General features: G+C 54.6%; 15 protein-coding genes. 4 read left to right on the forward strand and 11 right to left on the reverse strand.

What is annotated here, in order from left to right; all coding sequences use genetic code 11:
* Positions 1–8 precede the first annotated feature (8 nt).
* The 10 genes from nanQ to zapE all read right to left on the reverse strand — a co-directional run bounded on the left by nanQ (position 9) and on the right by zapE (position 8,643).
* Entirely contained in the window at positions 9–476 is a 468-nt protein-coding gene (nanQ, locus tag SK50_RS22130) for an N-acetylneuraminate anomerase (protein WP_023295505.1), read from the reverse strand.
* Entirely contained in the window at positions 476–1,348 is an 873-nt protein-coding gene (locus SK50_RS22135) for an N-acetylmannosamine kinase (protein WP_026094341.1), read from the reverse strand. Before SK50_RS22135 ends, nanQ begins: the two co-directional genes overlap by 1 nt.
* Positions 1,349–1,436: 88 nt before the next feature.
* Positions 1,437–2,927, reverse strand: a complete 1,491-nt coding sequence (locus SK50_RS22140) for an MFS transporter (RefSeq protein WP_015572000.1) — start codon at positions 2,925–2,927, stop codon at positions 1,437–1,439.
* Between the two features lie 112 nt (positions 2,928–3,039).
* Positions 3,040–3,933, reverse strand: coding sequence for an N-acetylneuraminate lyase (gene nanA / locus SK50_RS22145; protein WP_017693901.1), 894 nt, complete (start codon positions 3,931–3,933; stop codon positions 3,040–3,042).
* A gap of 122 nt (positions 3,934–4,055) precedes the next feature.
* On the reverse strand, positions 4,056–4,838 hold the full coding sequence (gene nanR, locus SK50_RS22150) for a transcriptional regulator NanR (protein WP_017693900.1): 783 nt from the start codon (positions 4,836–4,838) through the stop codon (positions 4,056–4,058).
* A 102-nt stretch (positions 4,839–4,940) separates the two neighbouring features.
* Positions 4,941–5,438, reverse strand: a complete 498-nt coding sequence (gene sspB, locus SK50_RS22155) for a ClpXP protease specificity-enhancing factor (protein ID WP_026080566.1) — start codon at positions 5,436–5,438, stop codon at positions 4,941–4,943.
* 5 nt (positions 5,439–5,443) lie between these two features.
* Entirely contained in the window at positions 5,444–6,082 is a 639-nt protein-coding gene (gene sspA / locus SK50_RS22160) for a stringent starvation protein SspA (protein WP_003860438.1), read from the reverse strand.
* Positions 6,083–6,389: 307 nt separating this feature from the next.
* On the reverse strand, positions 6,390–6,782 hold the full coding sequence (gene rpsI, locus SK50_RS22165) for a 30S ribosomal protein S9 (protein WP_003860436.1): 393 nt from the start codon (positions 6,780–6,782) through the stop codon (positions 6,390–6,392).
* Between the two features lie 15 nt (positions 6,783–6,797).
* Positions 6,798–7,226, reverse strand: coding sequence for a 50S ribosomal protein L13 (gene rplM / locus SK50_RS22170; RefSeq protein ID WP_003860434.1), 429 nt, complete (start codon positions 7,224–7,226; stop codon positions 6,798–6,800).
* Between the two features lie 292 nt (positions 7,227–7,518).
* Positions 7,519–8,643: a cell division protein ZapE gene (zapE, locus tag SK50_RS22175; protein WP_045344044.1), complete on the reverse strand. Its 1,125-nt coding sequence runs from the start codon at positions 8,641–8,643 to the stop codon at positions 7,519–7,521.
* Between the two features lie 189 nt (positions 8,644–8,832).
* Here zapE and zapG point away from each other — a divergent pair, with 189 nt between their 5' ends.
* The 3 genes from zapG (at position 8,833) to degS (ending at position 11,929) form a co-directional block, all read left to right on the forward strand.
* Complete coding sequence (gene zapG / locus SK50_RS22180; RefSeq protein WP_003860432.1) at positions 8,833–9,231, forward strand: Z-ring associated protein ZapG; 399 nt, start codon at positions 8,833–8,835, stop codon at positions 9,229–9,231.
* Between the two features lie 170 nt (positions 9,232–9,401).
* Complete coding sequence (gene degQ / locus SK50_RS22185) at positions 9,402–10,769, forward strand: serine endoprotease DegQ (protein WP_015572006.1); 1,368 nt, start codon at positions 9,402–9,404, stop codon at positions 10,767–10,769.
* Between the two features lie 92 nt (positions 10,770–10,861).
* Positions 10,862–11,929 carry an outer membrane-stress sensor serine endopeptidase DegS gene (gene degS / locus SK50_RS22190; protein WP_048229934.1) on the forward strand — a complete coding sequence of 356 codons (1,068 nt, stop codon included), beginning with the start codon at positions 10,862–10,864 and terminating at the stop codon, positions 11,927–11,929.
* Between the two features lie 51 nt (positions 11,930–11,980).
* Here degS and mdh read toward each other — a convergent pair whose 3' ends face one another.
* The gene (mdh, locus tag SK50_RS22195; protein ID WP_003860429.1) at positions 11,981–12,919 is read right to left on the reverse strand and encodes a malate dehydrogenase; all 939 of its coding nucleotides are present in this window, start codon (positions 12,917–12,919) and stop codon (positions 11,981–11,983) included.
* Positions 12,920–13,316: 397 nt separating this feature from the next.
* On the opposite strand from mdh, the gene argR reads away from it, so the two are divergent.
* Positions 13,317–13,787 (forward strand): transcriptional regulator ArgR, encoded by a 471-nt coding sequence (argR, locus tag SK50_RS22200; RefSeq protein WP_003860428.1) that lies wholly within the window; start codon positions 13,317–13,319, stop codon positions 13,785–13,787.
* Positions 13,788–14,096: the final 309 nt, after the last annotated feature.

The raw sequence follows: 14,096 nt of genomic DNA on the forward strand, positions 1-14,096 counted from the left end.
CCTATAAACTACGTATCCAGCAAGCGGGCGCGTACCTTCACCACGACTTTCTTTATCTCGCCTGGCTCAAGGATTGCGCATCCTGGCTTATGTGGCTCTCCCGGCATAAATACGGCGCACATCCCCGGCCGGAGGGTGACACACTGTTCACCTGCAATCTCACTGCACAACTGATAATCTTCTTCAGGATGAAAATCTTCACGCTGGCGTGCCGAGCCCGTCACGCCAAAGAGGATGCGCTCTTCTCCCGTCAATAACACCTGGATATCAATATATTGCTCATGCAGTTCCGCTTTCTTCTGGTCTGGAAACTGCGTGGCAAACGTCATCACGTTCATGAAGATATCCTCACCGCGAAGCTCATAACGTCCTGCCGCTTTTTCCAGCGGACGGGCAGCCAGCGCGAGGGTTAGCGCCTCCAGAAGAACGGGATGCAACCCCGTGGAGGGAAGCGTCCGAATCTCACCAAAAAACATCATCTTTCTCCCTGAGCTAACAGCGCCGCGCCCAGTAAGCCCGCATCGTGTCGATAGTGCGCGGCGGTTAATTCAACGTGATAAACAGAAGGATGCTCCTCAAGATACGCGCGGACCCGCGCCAGATACCCTCCTGCCAGCCCGATGCTGCCGCCAATCACCACGCGCTGGCAGTCCATCACCGCTTTCGTGTCGGCAATAAGCCGCGCCATTACCTGTGCAGAACGTTGGACCAGTTCCGCCGCCTGTTTATTTCCCTCTGCCGCGCGCGCAAAAATCGTTTTTGCATCGCATCCTGCAAGCTCTCCCCTGGCTGCGGCGGCAATACCGCGACCAGACGCGATGGCTTCCACGCACCCCACGCGACCACAGCCGCATTGCGGGCCGTTTGGATCGGCGAGCGTATGCCCAAGATGCCCTGCCAGTCCGCCGCTTCCGGTCACGAGTTTCCCGTTACTGACTACGCCGCCCCCCACGCCCGTTGAAACAGTCAGGAATACCATGTCTTTAATTTCCTTCGCACTAACGTGATATTCCGCCCATGCCGCAGCCTGAGCATCATTGATCGCCAGGGTCGGCAAACCAGCAATGTCTTCGAGCGTCTGCACCAGCGGAAAATGGTGCAATCCTCCGAGATTTTGCGGGTTAATCGCCAGCAGATTGCCGTCCTGAATGATTCCGGTTGAGGCAATGGCCGCACGCGTTGCCTGGGTCTGTAACGGCTTGACCAGCTCAGCCAGCGCCTCACGCAGCGCGTCAGGCGTCTTACTGGCGGGCGTAGGGCATTCGCGTCGCGCGTGGATCTGTAAACCGTCATCCACCAGGGCGGCGGCAAGTTTAGTTCCACCTATGTCTATCGCCAGTGTCGTCATAGCACCGCCCCGCTCGGAAATGTTTTTATCCCGTTGTGACATACTTCATCCCTTACGAATGTGCCCGGTACAGGTCCGGGCAAGCGGATTAACTTTTGCTTTTCGCTAAAGCGCTTTTATCGCCGCCAAACGGGACGGCTCCGCTGAAAGGTTTACCGTCAATAGCGTCATGCGTACGCAGGGCTTCTGGCCTGATCCAGCGCTGAACGCGGGAGGGCATATCCAGACCAATAAGCAAGATCACCACAAACGTCAGGCCAAAAGAGAGCGATCCCAGGGCCGTGCCCAGCGCCATATCCTGCGACAGCAGCGCGCCAATCACCGGGGCAATCGCGCCGCCCAACGCGCCAACGTTGTAGGTAAAGCCCAGACCCGCCGCACGCTGGTCGGTATCGAAATAGCCACCGATGAGTTTGGGTAAGATCCCGGAGATCCCCTGCCCCAGCATCTGCTGGAAAAAGAGTAACAAGCCCAACACCCAGACATTGGCGCCGCCGATCGCAAAGACGGGAACAATCAGGAGCTGTGAGGCCAACAGGCTACAGACATAGGCCTTGCGGGTGCCAAGCCAGTCACCGAGAAAACCACCCACGCAGCAGCCTACTGCCGCGCCGAAGCCGCTAAAGAACAGCACCTTCGCCACCGTTGAGGGATCATAGGCCAGGTCGGTTTTCAGATAAGTGGGTAATAGCGCCTGAATCGGCCAGGAGTAGAGAAAGGCGAAGAGCACGACAACCATCAACGTGACGCCCGTCGGCCAGCGTTTACCGCTGCTTTGCACCATAAAGCTGATAAAGACGATGGCGCACAGCAGGCCGAGAATAACGACCAGCCCCGCGTTGTTGAGTTCGCCTGCAAAACAGAACCACAGCGCCGTACCGGCAAACAGCGTCATCGCCATATTGATGACGCGGTATTTGCCGCGATACAGAATATCAACCATGGTGCGCACCGGGGCTTTGCCTTCGTGCTTCGCTTTCCAGTCCTCAGCTTCCGGAATATTTTTCCGCAGCCACAGGGCAAAGACGATGGGCAGAATGCCGATAAAGAACAGCGCCCGCCAGCCCCAGACGGGCACGACAAGGCTGTAGACCTGGGCCGCAACCACGGCGCCGACGGAGAAACCGGAAATCAGAAAACCACTCGCCTTGTTGCGCAGGTGCTTTGGCCAGCTTTCAATCACATAGGTTGCGCTGGAGCCATATTCCCCCGCCATCCCCATGCCTATCACCATGCGGGCGATAAACAGGGTGACGTAACCCGGCGCAAAACCGCAGGCCAGCGTACCGCAGGAAAAGAGCACGATGCTGGTGATCATCGCCAGCTTGCGGCCATAGCGGTCGCCCATGGCGCCCAGCAGCAGGCCGCCGAACCAGCGCGATATAAAGGCCGCCGAAATCAGGCTCGCCGCTTCCACTGTCGTCAGGGCAAACTCGCTTTTTATTTCTGTCAGGACTAAGGCTATCAATACAAAATCGAAGCCATCAAGCAGATATCCCAGCCAGGCGGCGGAGAAGGCGCGCCACTGAGGACGGGTAAGATGGCGGTACCACGGGATGCTTTGGGTAGACTTACTCATTTCACTCTCCCGACGATTTCTCTGTCGTTTTGCCGGATGGCGGCTGCGCCTTATCCGGCCTACGTAGCATGTTTTTGTAGGCCGGCTAAGACGAAGCGCCCCCGGCTATGCGTTAGCGTTTTTCCGCCATTAGCTGCTCCGCCAGCGCTTTCAGCGCTGGCACGAATTTTTCATCCACAGGGGCAAACGGCTTACGGCACAGCGGCACGGATACCACGTCCATATAGTGCAGAACCGTTTTCAGACCACGGAACACCCCGGCTTTAATCAGCAGATCGATCACCGTGTTGCATTCGCTTTGCAGGCGCTGTGCGGTGGCGTTATCCCCTTCACGAACCGCTTTAGCGATCGCCTGGTAGCGCCAGCCCATAATGTTGTAGGTGCTGCCGATCCCCCCGTCCGCGCCGGCCAGCAGGCCGGAGGCGAAGATCTCGTCATAACCGTTGTAGAGCACCAGATCCGGATGTTCACGACGGATCTGCTCCATCTGGAAGAGATCGCCGGAGGTTTGCTTCAGCGCGCCGACGCCGGGCAGCGTTACCAGCGTGTTGATCTGATCCAGCGTTAACTTAACGCCGCTTAGCGCAGGGATGTTATAAACCACCATCGGCAACCCCTCCGCGGAGTCAATAATTGCACGATAGTGGTCGCAATGTTCTTCAAAGCTAAAGGGATAGTAAAACGGTGTGACGGCGGACACAGCGTCAAAACCGACGCGGGCGGCGGCCATGGCTAACTGCTGGCTTTCCGCCGTGCTGACGCAGCCAACATGGGCGATGAGCGTGATTTTCCCCTTCGCCTCTTCCGCCACAATCTCCATCACCTGCTCTCGTTCCGAAAGGCTCTGTACAAAGGCCTCTCCCGTTGAACCGCCGACGTACAGCCCATCGATACCCTGTTCAATATTGAACCGCACCAGACGGCGCAGGCTTTCTTTATCCAGCATCTGCTCAGAGTTAAACGGGGTCAGGAGTGCGGCCATTACGCCGCGTAATTGCGTTGCCATAGTTACCTCAATCGATCGTGTGTTTGTTATAACGACATACCTTTATACCTGTTATACCAGATCAATTAAGCAGAAGTAGAATACAGAACGCTTATATTGCGATCTGCTTCACTAAAGGATCGTTATTTTTTGGCTTTTGAATGCTGGCCGAAAGCGTGCCAGGTGGCGGAGACGCTGTTAAGGTGAGTTTGCAACGCCCGATCCGCTTCATCCGGATCCCGGCGGCGGATCGCATCCACAATTGCGATATGCTGGCGATAGCTGACTTCATTATGCTGATAAAGCTCTGCGTCCGGTACTTTAGGACGCGCCGCAATTAACCAGTCTAGCAGCGCAACGTGGATCGCATTGAAGATCGGATTACCGGGGATCTCCGCCAGCACGCGGTGAAAATCGACATCGGAACGAATAAATAGCGTGTTGTCATCCAGAGACTGGCTGTTGATCTCCAGGGCTTTCGTGAGCTTCACAATCTGATCGTCAGTGGCATATTCTGCGGCATAACGAACAAGGCTGGATTCAAAGAACAGGCGAAGCTGCTCGAAATGGGCAATACCGCCGGGCTGGGTCAGAAAGTCTTTCGCCATTCCCGACAATTCACTGATGATGGTATCGGCAGACGGCATGGTTACGCGGGCACGTTCACCGTTGTTAATCTGCACCAGCCCTTTACGCTTTAGCGCCGCCAGCGCTTCGCGCACCGAGGGGCGACCCACGTTGAAGAACTCCATCAGTTCGCGCTCGGAGGGTAACTGCTCTCCCTGGGCAAATTCCTTCCGACGGATCATCTGCTCCAGCTCTTCTTCCACCATATCAGACAGTTTTTTGCGCGCCAGCGGCCGACGGCGCAGGCTGCGACCAATGGTTTCATCAGAGTTTTCAGCTTTAAGATCAGTCGGTTTCATTGCAGTCCGGTGCCATTGAAGGAAAACAGTTCATCATAACACAGGAAATTAGAGGGGGCGAAAAGGGACCGAAAGCAAAACAGGCCCGTCGGGCCTGTTTGTTTATTTCACAACGCGCAGTGCGGGACGACCACCGCGTGGTGGTGGCTCGTCATCCGGATCGGTGTCGTCATTATGATCGGGTTTATCGCCATCGATGACAGACATTACCGTGTCGCTTTCGCGTTCATCGGATGCCTCATCATCATTCAGGCTGGCAACCTCTTCATCATAAGCCGCTTCCGGCTCAAACATGGTGCCCGCACCGTTTTCACGGGCGTAGATAGCCAGCACAGCTGCCAGCGGCACGGAAACCTGACGCGGCACGCCGCCGAAGCGCGCATTAAAGCGCACTTCGTCGTTCGCCAGCTCCAGGTTACCCACTGCGCGTGGCGCAATATTCAGTACAATCTGTCCGTCGCGCGCGTATTCCATTGGAACCAGCACGCCCGGCAACGTCACATCCACAACCAGGTGCGGCGTGAGCTGGTTATCCAGCAGCCATTCATAGAAGGCGCGCAGCAGATACGGACGGCGTGGTGAAAGTTGTGACATTTCCACAGTCATTAGCCTCGGCCGAGACGCATTTCACGTTCCGGTTCAGTTAAAGATGCCAGGAAAGAGTCGCGTTCAAAGACGCGAGTCATATAGCCTTTCAGCTCTTTCGCGCCAGGGCCGCTGAACTCTACGCCCAGGGTTGGCAGACGCCACAGCAACGGAGCCAGGTAGCAATCCACCAGGCTGAACTCGTCGCTCAGGAAGAAAGGCTTTTGACCAAATACCGGCGCAATCGCCAGCAGCTCTTCACGCAGCTGTTTACGTGCAGCATCCGCTTCAGAAGAGGAACCGTTGACGATAACGTTCATCAGCGAGTACCAGTCTTTCTCGATACGCTGCATGTACAGGCGGCTTTCACCACGCGCAACAGGATAAACAGGCATCAGCGGCGGATGCGGGAAACGCTCATCCAGGTATTCCATAATGATACGGGATTCCCACAGGGTCAGCTCGCGATCCACCAGCGTCGGTACGCTTTGGCTCGGGTTGAGATCGATCAGATCCTGAGGCGGGTTATCCTTTTCCACATGCTCGATCTCAAAACTGACACCCTTCTCGGCCAGCACGATACGAACCTGATGGCTATAAATGTCAGTAGGACCAGAAAACAGCGTCATTACCGAACGTTTGTTGGCAGCGACAGCCATGAAAACCTCCAGGTATATTCAGAATTTTTACTGCTACCAGCCCAACGGGGCCAGCCAGATGATGTATCGCCCATCCCAGAGAAGACACATTGTTCAAGAATCGAACAAAAATCGAGTATTCACCGATATTTGGGCAGAAAATTGGATGATAGTTTACCAGATTTTGATGGCTTTGTGGTGAGGGGATTCCGGAAATGTGGAAAAAGAGAAGATATATGAAATGTTACTGTGGATAACCTGCGCATTATCCATAAAAAAACCCGCCGAAGCGGGTTTTTCGCCAATCGTTCTGCGTAAGCAGAATGGATTAACGTTTGGAGAACTGTGGACGACGACGTGCTTTACGCAGACCCACTTTCTTACGTTCAACCTGACGAGCGTCACGAGTAACGAAGCCAGCTTTACGCAGTTCAGAACGCAGGGATTCGTCGTACTCCATCAGCGCGCGGGTGATACCGTGACGGATCGCACCTGCCTGACCGGAGATACCACCACCTTTAACGGTGATGTACAGATCCAGTTTTTCTACCATATCAACCAGTTCCAGCGGCTGGCGAACTACCATGCGGGCAGTTTCGCGACCGAAGTATTGTTCCAGAGAACGCTGGTTGATTACGATTTTACCACTGCCCGGTTTGATGAAAACGCGAGCTGCGGAACTTTTGCGGCGACCAGTGCCGTAGTATTGATTTTCAGCCATTGCCTATAATCCCGATTAGATGTCAAGAACTTGCGGTTGCTGTGCCGCGTGGTTGTGCTCGTTGCCTGCGTAAACTTTCAGTTTACGGAACATAGCACGACCCAGCGGGCCTTTTGGCAGCATGCCTTTAACCGCGATTTCAATCACACGCTCAGGACGGCGGGCAATCATCTCTTCAAAGGTCGCTTCTTTGATACCACCGATGTGGCCGGTGTGGTGGTAGTACATTTTGTCAGTACGCTTGTTGCCGGTAACAGCAACTTTGTCAGCGTTCAGAACGATGATGTAATCACCGGTATCAACGTGCGGAGTGTATTCCGCTTTATGCTTACCGCGCAGGCGACGAGCCAGTTCAGTAGCCAGACGGCCCAGAGTTTTACCGGTCGCGTCAACAACATACCAGTCGCGCTGTACGGTTTCTGGTTTAGCTGTAAAAGTTTTCATTAAAAGCTTACCCAAATAATAAGTTACACGTTGGTGAACACCCAAACGTTTAGTCAGTTGAGGTTCACACGACAAAGTCCGGCAAACCTACCCCTTCGAATAGCACATGCCGACACATAGAAAGTTTCGGGAAAAAAACCTTCTCGTAACGTGGGGTCGCAAGATTATAGAGAAGTTGAGGTCAAAGATCGACCCTTAAATGTGATTTGGAATGGGTTTTTCGGGGTCAGGTATTGTGCGGTCTGGTGCCCTCACCCCCAGCCCCTCTCCCACGGGGAGAGGGGAGCATTTATTATGGCATATGCTCACGCTTGAGGTACTCTTCGCTCTGCATCTCTTGCAGGCGCGACAGGCAGCGCTGGAACTCAAACTTCAGGCGCTCGCCCTGATAAACCTCATATAAAGGCACCTCGGCGCTGACCACCAGCTTAATGTGGCGCTCGTAAAACTCATCTACCAGCGCGATGAAGCGGCGCGCTTCGCTCTCCATGAGTGGGGTCATAACGGGCACATCCCACAACATAACGGTATGGAACAGACGCGAAAGCGCAATGTAGTCATGCTGGCTGCGGGCGTCCACGCAGAGCGTTGCAAACGAGACGGCCAGCGTCTGGTTTTCTACGCCAAGCGTCGGCAACGGACGATGATTAATCTCCAGCGCTGGCGCGTTATCCCGCGGCGCTCCCGCCAGCGCCAGCCACAGTTTATCCATCTCGCGGGCTGTGTCGGCGTTCAACGGCGAAAGCCACAGGTGTGCCTGCGTTAATGTGCGCAGTCGATAATCGACGCCGGCATCGACGTTCATGATGTCGCAGTGCTGTTTGATAGCATCAATGGCCGGCAGGAAACGCGCCCGCTGGAGACCATTGCGATAAAGCTCATCCGGCGGGATATTGGAGGTCGCCACCAGAGTGATCCCACGCGCAAACAGCGCTTTCATGAGGCCCCCCAACAGCATGGCATCCGTAATATCGGAAACAAAGAACTCGTCGAAGCAGAGCACGTCCGTTTCCGCCTTAAAGCGATCGGCCACAATGTCCAGCGGGTCGGTTTCGCCCTGGAGCGCCGTCAGCTCTTCATGGACCCGCAGCATAAAACGGTGAAAGTGCAGGCGCTGCTTACGCGTGCCGGGCAGGCTCTGGTAGAACATGTCCATCAGCCAGGTCTTACCCCGCCCAACGCCGCCCCACATATATAAGCCACGAACCGGTGCGTTTACCGTGGGCTCTTTTTTGCCCAGTAAACGGCCGAATGCCGCCTTCAGCCCACTGCTCTGCACCGCATCGGCGGGTTTCGCCAGAAGTTCCTGATAAATCGTGTCCAGGCGGTTAACCGCTTCACGCTGGACATCATCCGGCTGGTGTGTGCCCTCGCTCAGGGCCAGTTGGTAACGCGATGAAGGGGACAGGTTTTGCATGATGTTGTTGTTATTCCTTTAGTTAAACCTCACCAGCGCGCGTGGCTGATGAAAAAAAGGCCGTTCTACACTACGCGATGATACGTCAGGATTCCACTTCTGCGGAAATAGCGGTTATAGTGGCATAATCAGGCACAGGCAGGAGCCGAGCCAACACCCTACGGAACAACAAGACAACGGGAGAAGTTCATGACCTGGGAATATGCGCTAATCGGTTTAGTCGTCGGCATCATCATTGGTGCTGTGGCCATGCGTTTCGGTAACCGCAAATTGCGTCAGCAGCAGTCACTGCAATACGAACTGGAAAAGAACAAAGCTGAACTGGAAGAATATCGCGAAGAGCTGGTCAGCCACTTTGCCCGTAGCGCTGAGCTGCTGGATAACATGGCGACAGATTATCGCCAGCTCTACCAGCACATGGCGAAAAGCTCCAGCAGCCTGCTGCCGGAAATGACCGCGGAGACCAACCCCTTCCGCAATCGTCTGGCTGATTCTGAAGCCGGTAACGATCAGGCTCCGGTTCAGATGCCACGCGACTATTCAGACGGCGCGTCCGGCCTGCTGCGCGGTGGCGTAAAACGCGATTAATCGCACAACCTGAATAAATTTTACGGGCGTACCTTATGCGCCCGTCCTTTCTTCCCGTCCCCAGCTATTATTTAGTCAAACACCTCATTGTTCAGCGGTTGAAAATTCAATAACATCAAGATGTTTTTGGGGCCGTTCTTTTTCATTCCAGGATACGAGAGTCAGCATCAATGAAGAAAAAAAACCAGCTGTTGAGCGCCTTAGCGTTAAGTGTCGGGTTATCTCTCTCGGCGTCCTTCCCCGCCAGTGCGGCACTGCCTTCGCAGGTGCCTGGACAAGAAGCCATTCCCAGCCTTGCGCCGATGCTTGAAAAAGTCCTGCCTGCGGTAGTCAGCGTTCAGGTGGAAGGGACGGCACGCCAAAGCCAGCGTATTCCTGAAGAGCTGAAGAAATATTTTGGCGAAGACGCGCCGGATCAGCAGGCTCAGCCGTTTGAAGGCCTGGGCTCAGGGGTGATTATCGACGCGGCTAAGGGCTATATCCTGACCAATAACCACGTGATCAGCCAGGCCGATAAAATCAGCGTTCAGCTGAACGATGGTCGGGAGTTTGACGCCAAACTGATCGGCGGTGACGATCAGAGTGATATCGCCCTGCTACAGGTGCAAAACCCCAGCAACCTGACCCAGATCGCCATTGCAGATTCCGATAAGCTGCGCGTCGGTGATTTTGCCGTCGCAGTCGGTAACCCGTTCGGTTTAGGCCAGACCGCCACCTCCGGAATTGTCTCCGCCCTGGGGCGCAGCGGCCTGAATCTCGAAGGGCTGGAAAACTTCATCCAGACCGATGCCTCCATCAACCGGGGCAACTCCGGCGGTGCGCTGCTTAATCTGAACGGTGAGCTGATCGGCATCAACACCGCTATCCTCGCGCCAGGCGGCGGCAGCATCGGGATTGGTTTTGCCATTCCGAGTAACATGGCGAAAACCCTGTCTCAACAGCTGATTCAGTTTGGCGAGGTTAAGCGCGGTCTGCTGGGCATCAAAGGCATGGAGATGAGCGCCGATATCGCCAAAGCCTTTAAGCTCAACGTCCAGCGCGGGGCGTTTGTCAGCGAAGTGCTGCCCAACTCAGGCTCTGCGAAAGCGGGCGTGAAATCCGGCGACATTATTGTCAGCCTGAACGATAAACCGCTGAGCAGCTTCGCTGAATTACGATCACGTATTGCCACCACGGAGCCGGGCGCTAAAGTGAAGCTGGGCCTGATCCGTGAGGGCAAACCGCTGACCGTGGAAGTGACGCTGGACAAGAGCACCTCCTCTTCCGCCAGCGCAGAACAGATCTCCCCTGCTCTACAGGGCGCTACGCTGAGCGACGGTCAGCTTAAAAACGGCACGAAAGGCATTACCGTCACTACCGTTGAGAAGAGCAGCCCGGCCGCGCAGGCAGGTTTACATCAGGACGACGTGATCGTGGGCGTGAACCGCACTCGCGTGCAGTCTATTGCCGAAATGCGTAAGGTGCTGGAGAGTAAACCGGCGGTCATTGCCCTGCAAATTATCCGAGGCAACGACACCCTCTACATTTTACTGCGTTAACCATTTGCGACTCCGGACATCGCCGCTGCGTGTGATGTCCGGATAACTCATGTTATGCTGCAAACCGTTCCTTTTTTAACGACACACGCATCATGCTTTTAAAGCTCTTTCGTTCAATTGTCATTGGTTTGATCGTTGCCGGTCTGCTGCTGGTGGCTATGCCATCTTTACGCCAGTTCAACAAACTGTCGGCTCCTCAGTTCGACAGCACGGATGAAACGCCTGCGACGTACAATCAGGCGGTACGCCGTGCCGCCCCCGCCGTGGTTAACGTCTATAACCGCGGGCTTAACAGTTCCGCTCATAACCAGCTGGAGATCCGCACGCTCGGTTCCGGCGTGATCATGGATGACCGGGGCTACATCATCACCAATAAACACGTCATTAACGATGCCGACCAGATTATCGTCGCCTTACAGGATGGCCGCGTGTTTGAAGCCCTGCTGGTGGGGTCGGACAGCCTTACCGACCTGGCGGTGCTGAAGATCAACGCCACGGGCGGTCTGCCGACTATCCCGATTAATCGCAAACGCACGCCGCACATCGGCGATGTGGTGCTGGCGATCGGTAACCCGTACAACCTGGGCCAGACCATCACTCAGGGGATCATCAGCGCGACCGGTCGAATCGGCCTGAACCCGTCAGGGCGACAGAACTTCCTGCAAACCGATGCCTCGATCAACCACGGTAACTCCGGCGGTGCGCTGGTGAACTCTCTCGGCGAACTGATGGGCATTAACACCCTCTCATTCGACAAGAGCAACGACGGCGAAACGCCGGAAGGGATTGGCTTTGCTATTCCGTTCCAGCTGGCGACCAAGATCATGGACAAGCTGATCCGTGATGGCCGCGTGATCCGTAGCTACATCGGTATTGGCGGGCGTGAAATCGCGCCGATGCATACGCAGGGCGGTGGTATCGATCAGATCCAGGGGATTGTGGTCAACGAAGTGGCGCCTGGCGGCCCGGCGGCCAACGCAGGTATCCAGGTGAACGACGTTATCCTTTCCGTCAACGGTACGCCAGCGGTCTCTGCGCTGGAAACCATGGACCAGGTGGCTGAGATTCGCCCGGGCTCCATCATCCCTGTTGAAGTCATGCGTAATGACAAGAAGCTGACGATTCAGGTCACCATCCAGGAATACCCGGCCACTAACTGACGGGCATAAAAAAACGGAGCTTAACGCTCCGTTTTTTTTACCGGGATAAGATCACTTGTTAACGAATTCTTCGCCCAGCGTAATGTCTTTCTTCAGCGTATCCAGCATGCCTTCCATCGCGTTTTGCTCAAACGCGCTCAGCGTGCCGATAGACTTACGCTCTTCAACACCGTTTTTACCCAGCAGCAGCGGCTGAGAGAAGAAGCGCGCGTGTTCACCGTCGCCTTCAACATAGGCGCATTCAACAACGCCTTTTTCGCCCTGCAACGCGCGAACCAGAGACAGGCCGAAACGTGCCGCCGCCTGGCCCATAGACAGGGTTGCAGAACCGCCACCCGCCTTCGCTTCCACCACTTCGGTGCCTGCGTTCTGAATACGTTTGGTCAGATCAGCCACTTCCTGCTCGGTGAAGCTCACGCCCGGGATCTGCGACAGCAGAGGCAGGATGGTCACGCCAGAGTGACCGCCGATAACCGGTACTTCCACTTCCGTTGGCTGCTTGCCTTTCAGCTCAGCCACGAAGGTATTGGAGCGGATGATATCCAGCGTAGTTACGCCGAACAGTTTGTTCTTGTCGTAAACGCCCGCTTTCTTCAGCACTTCTGCTGCGATAGCAACGGTGGTGTTCACCGGGTTGGTGATGATCCCGATGCACGCTTTCGGGCAGGTTTCAGCGATCTGCTGAACCAGGTTTTTCACGATGCCCGCGTTGACGTTGAACAGGTCTGAACGATCCATACCCGGTTTACGTGCAACACCCGCGGAGATCAGCACCACGTCGGCACCCTGCAACGCAGGACGCGCATCTTCACCGGAGAAGCCTTTGATTTTCACAGCTGTCGGGATGTGGCTCAGGTCAACCGCCACACCTGGGGTTACCGGAGCAATATCGTACAGGGAGAGTTCTGAGCCTGAAGGCAGTTGGGTTTTCAGTAGTAGGGCAAGCGCCTGGCCGATACCACCAGCAGCGCCGAGGACTGCGACTTTCATCCTAAACTCCTTATTATGGTTAACTTAAGTATCTGTAACTCCGTTGCGGCGACCATAATTCAGCACGTCATTAATTACAATTTTCATCGCTAAAGAATTTGAGGTCGCACGTCTTTCGCCTTCACCTGAATACTATCGGGATGCAGGCAACAACGAATTAAGAGGGGGTTACAATACACCCTGCCACGCCACCAAAACAACATCATTTTGATAACATTTAATTTACTTTTAAGCTTATTTGCGCGGCGTGACCCAGGCATGTTTTCCGATAACGAAATCTGATAAAATCTCTCCCTTTCATAACATTATTTCAGCCTGGTGCCAGGTAGATAATTTGCATAAAAATTCATCCACATGCATAATAATGTTGTTTCTATCGTCATATTCCGGGTGACTTATGCGAAGCTCGTCTAAGCAAGAAGAATTAGTAAAGGCGTTTAAAGCGCTACTCAAAGAAGAGAAATTCAGTTCTCAGGGAGAAATTGTTCAGGCGTTGCAGGAACAAGGCTTCGACAACATCAACCAGTCGAAGGTCTCTCGCATGTTAACCAAGTTTGGAGCGGTGCGTACGCGCAACGCCAAAATGGAAATGGTTTATTGCCTGCCTGCTGAACTTGGCGTGCCAACGACCTCCAGCCCGCTGAAAAACCTGGTTCTGGACATCGACTATAACGATGCCGTGGTCGTGATCCACACCAGCCCGGGCGCAGCCCAGCTGATTGCCCGCCTGCTGGACTCGCTGGGTAAAGCAGAGGGGATCCTCGGGACCATCGCCGGCGATGACACCATTTTTACCACCCCGGCAAATGGTTTCTCGGTGAAAGACCTCTACGAAGCGATTCTGGTCCTGTTCGAACAGGAGCTGTAATTGTCTGCCCCGTAGCGCCTGGCTGCGGGGATCATTCTGCTTTTACCGCGTTTTACCCTGCTTTTCTCTGCCTGCTACTTTTGCAAATAGTGCTTTTTACCGCCTGTTAACATTCATTCAGTGAATGGTCTGCCGCAAAATCGCACTAAAAATCAAATTGTCCTATCCCTTTGATTTATTCAAGAAAAAACCACAAACCTCGCATTGTGCTGCCCTTTTTTATGCATTCTCGTTATAAAAAATGAATTTTTTAACGCGTAATAACAGACGAAACCATTAGTCTGGTATTAATTTTTTGCGTGATTAGTG

This window comes from Enterobacter sp. BWH64 (assembly GCF_001037645.1).
Lineage (GTDB): Bacteria > Pseudomonadota > Gammaproteobacteria > Enterobacterales > Enterobacteriaceae > Enterobacter > Enterobacter hormaechei_C.

Excerpts from the sequence above, each read along its gene's own strand:
- nanQ (WP_023295505.1), bottom strand. The coding sequence starts at position 476 with ATGTTTTTTGGTGAGATTCGGACGCTTCCCTCCACGGGGTTGCATCCC.
- SK50_RS22135 (WP_026094341.1), bottom strand. The coding sequence starts at position 1,348 with ATGACGACACTGGCGATAGACATAGGTGGAACTAAACTTGCCGCCGCC.
- SK50_RS22140 (WP_015572000.1), bottom strand. The coding sequence starts at position 2,927 with ATGAGTAAGTCTACCCAAAGCATCCCGTGGTACCGCCATCTTACCCGT.
- nanA (WP_017693901.1), bottom strand. The coding sequence starts at position 3,933 with ATGGCAACGCAATTACGCGGCGTAATGGCCGCACTCCTGACCCCGTTT.
- nanR (WP_017693900.1), bottom strand. The coding sequence starts at position 4,838 with ATGAAACCGACTGATCTTAAAGCTGAAAACTCTGATGAAACCATTGGT.
- sspA (WP_003860438.1), bottom strand. The coding sequence starts at position 6,082 with ATGGCTGTCGCTGCCAACAAACGTTCGGTAATGACGCTGTTTTCTGGT.
- rpsI (WP_003860436.1), bottom strand. The coding sequence starts at position 6,782 with ATGGCTGAAAATCAATACTACGGCACTGGTCGCCGCAAAAGTTCCGCA.
- rplM (WP_003860434.1), bottom strand. The coding sequence starts at position 7,226 with ATGAAAACTTTTACAGCTAAACCAGAAACCGTACAGCGCGACTGGTAT.
- zapE (WP_045344044.1), bottom strand. The coding sequence starts at position 8,643 with ATGCAAAACCTGTCCCCTTCATCGCGTTACCAACTGGCCCTGAGCGAG.
- zapG (WP_003860432.1), top strand. The coding sequence starts at position 8,833 with ATGACCTGGGAATATGCGCTAATCGGTTTAGTCGTCGGCATCATCATT.
- degQ (WP_015572006.1), top strand. The coding sequence starts at position 9,402 with ATGAAGAAAAAAAACCAGCTGTTGAGCGCCTTAGCGTTAAGTGTCGGG.
- degS (WP_048229934.1), top strand. The coding sequence starts at position 10,862 with ATGCTTTTAAAGCTCTTTCGTTCAATTGTCATTGGTTTGATCGTTGCC.
- mdh (WP_003860429.1), bottom strand. The coding sequence starts at position 12,919 with ATGAAAGTCGCAGTCCTCGGCGCTGCTGGTGGTATCGGCCAGGCGCTT.
- argR (WP_003860428.1), top strand. The coding sequence starts at position 13,317 with ATGCGAAGCTCGTCTAAGCAAGAAGAATTAGTAAAGGCGTTTAAAGCG.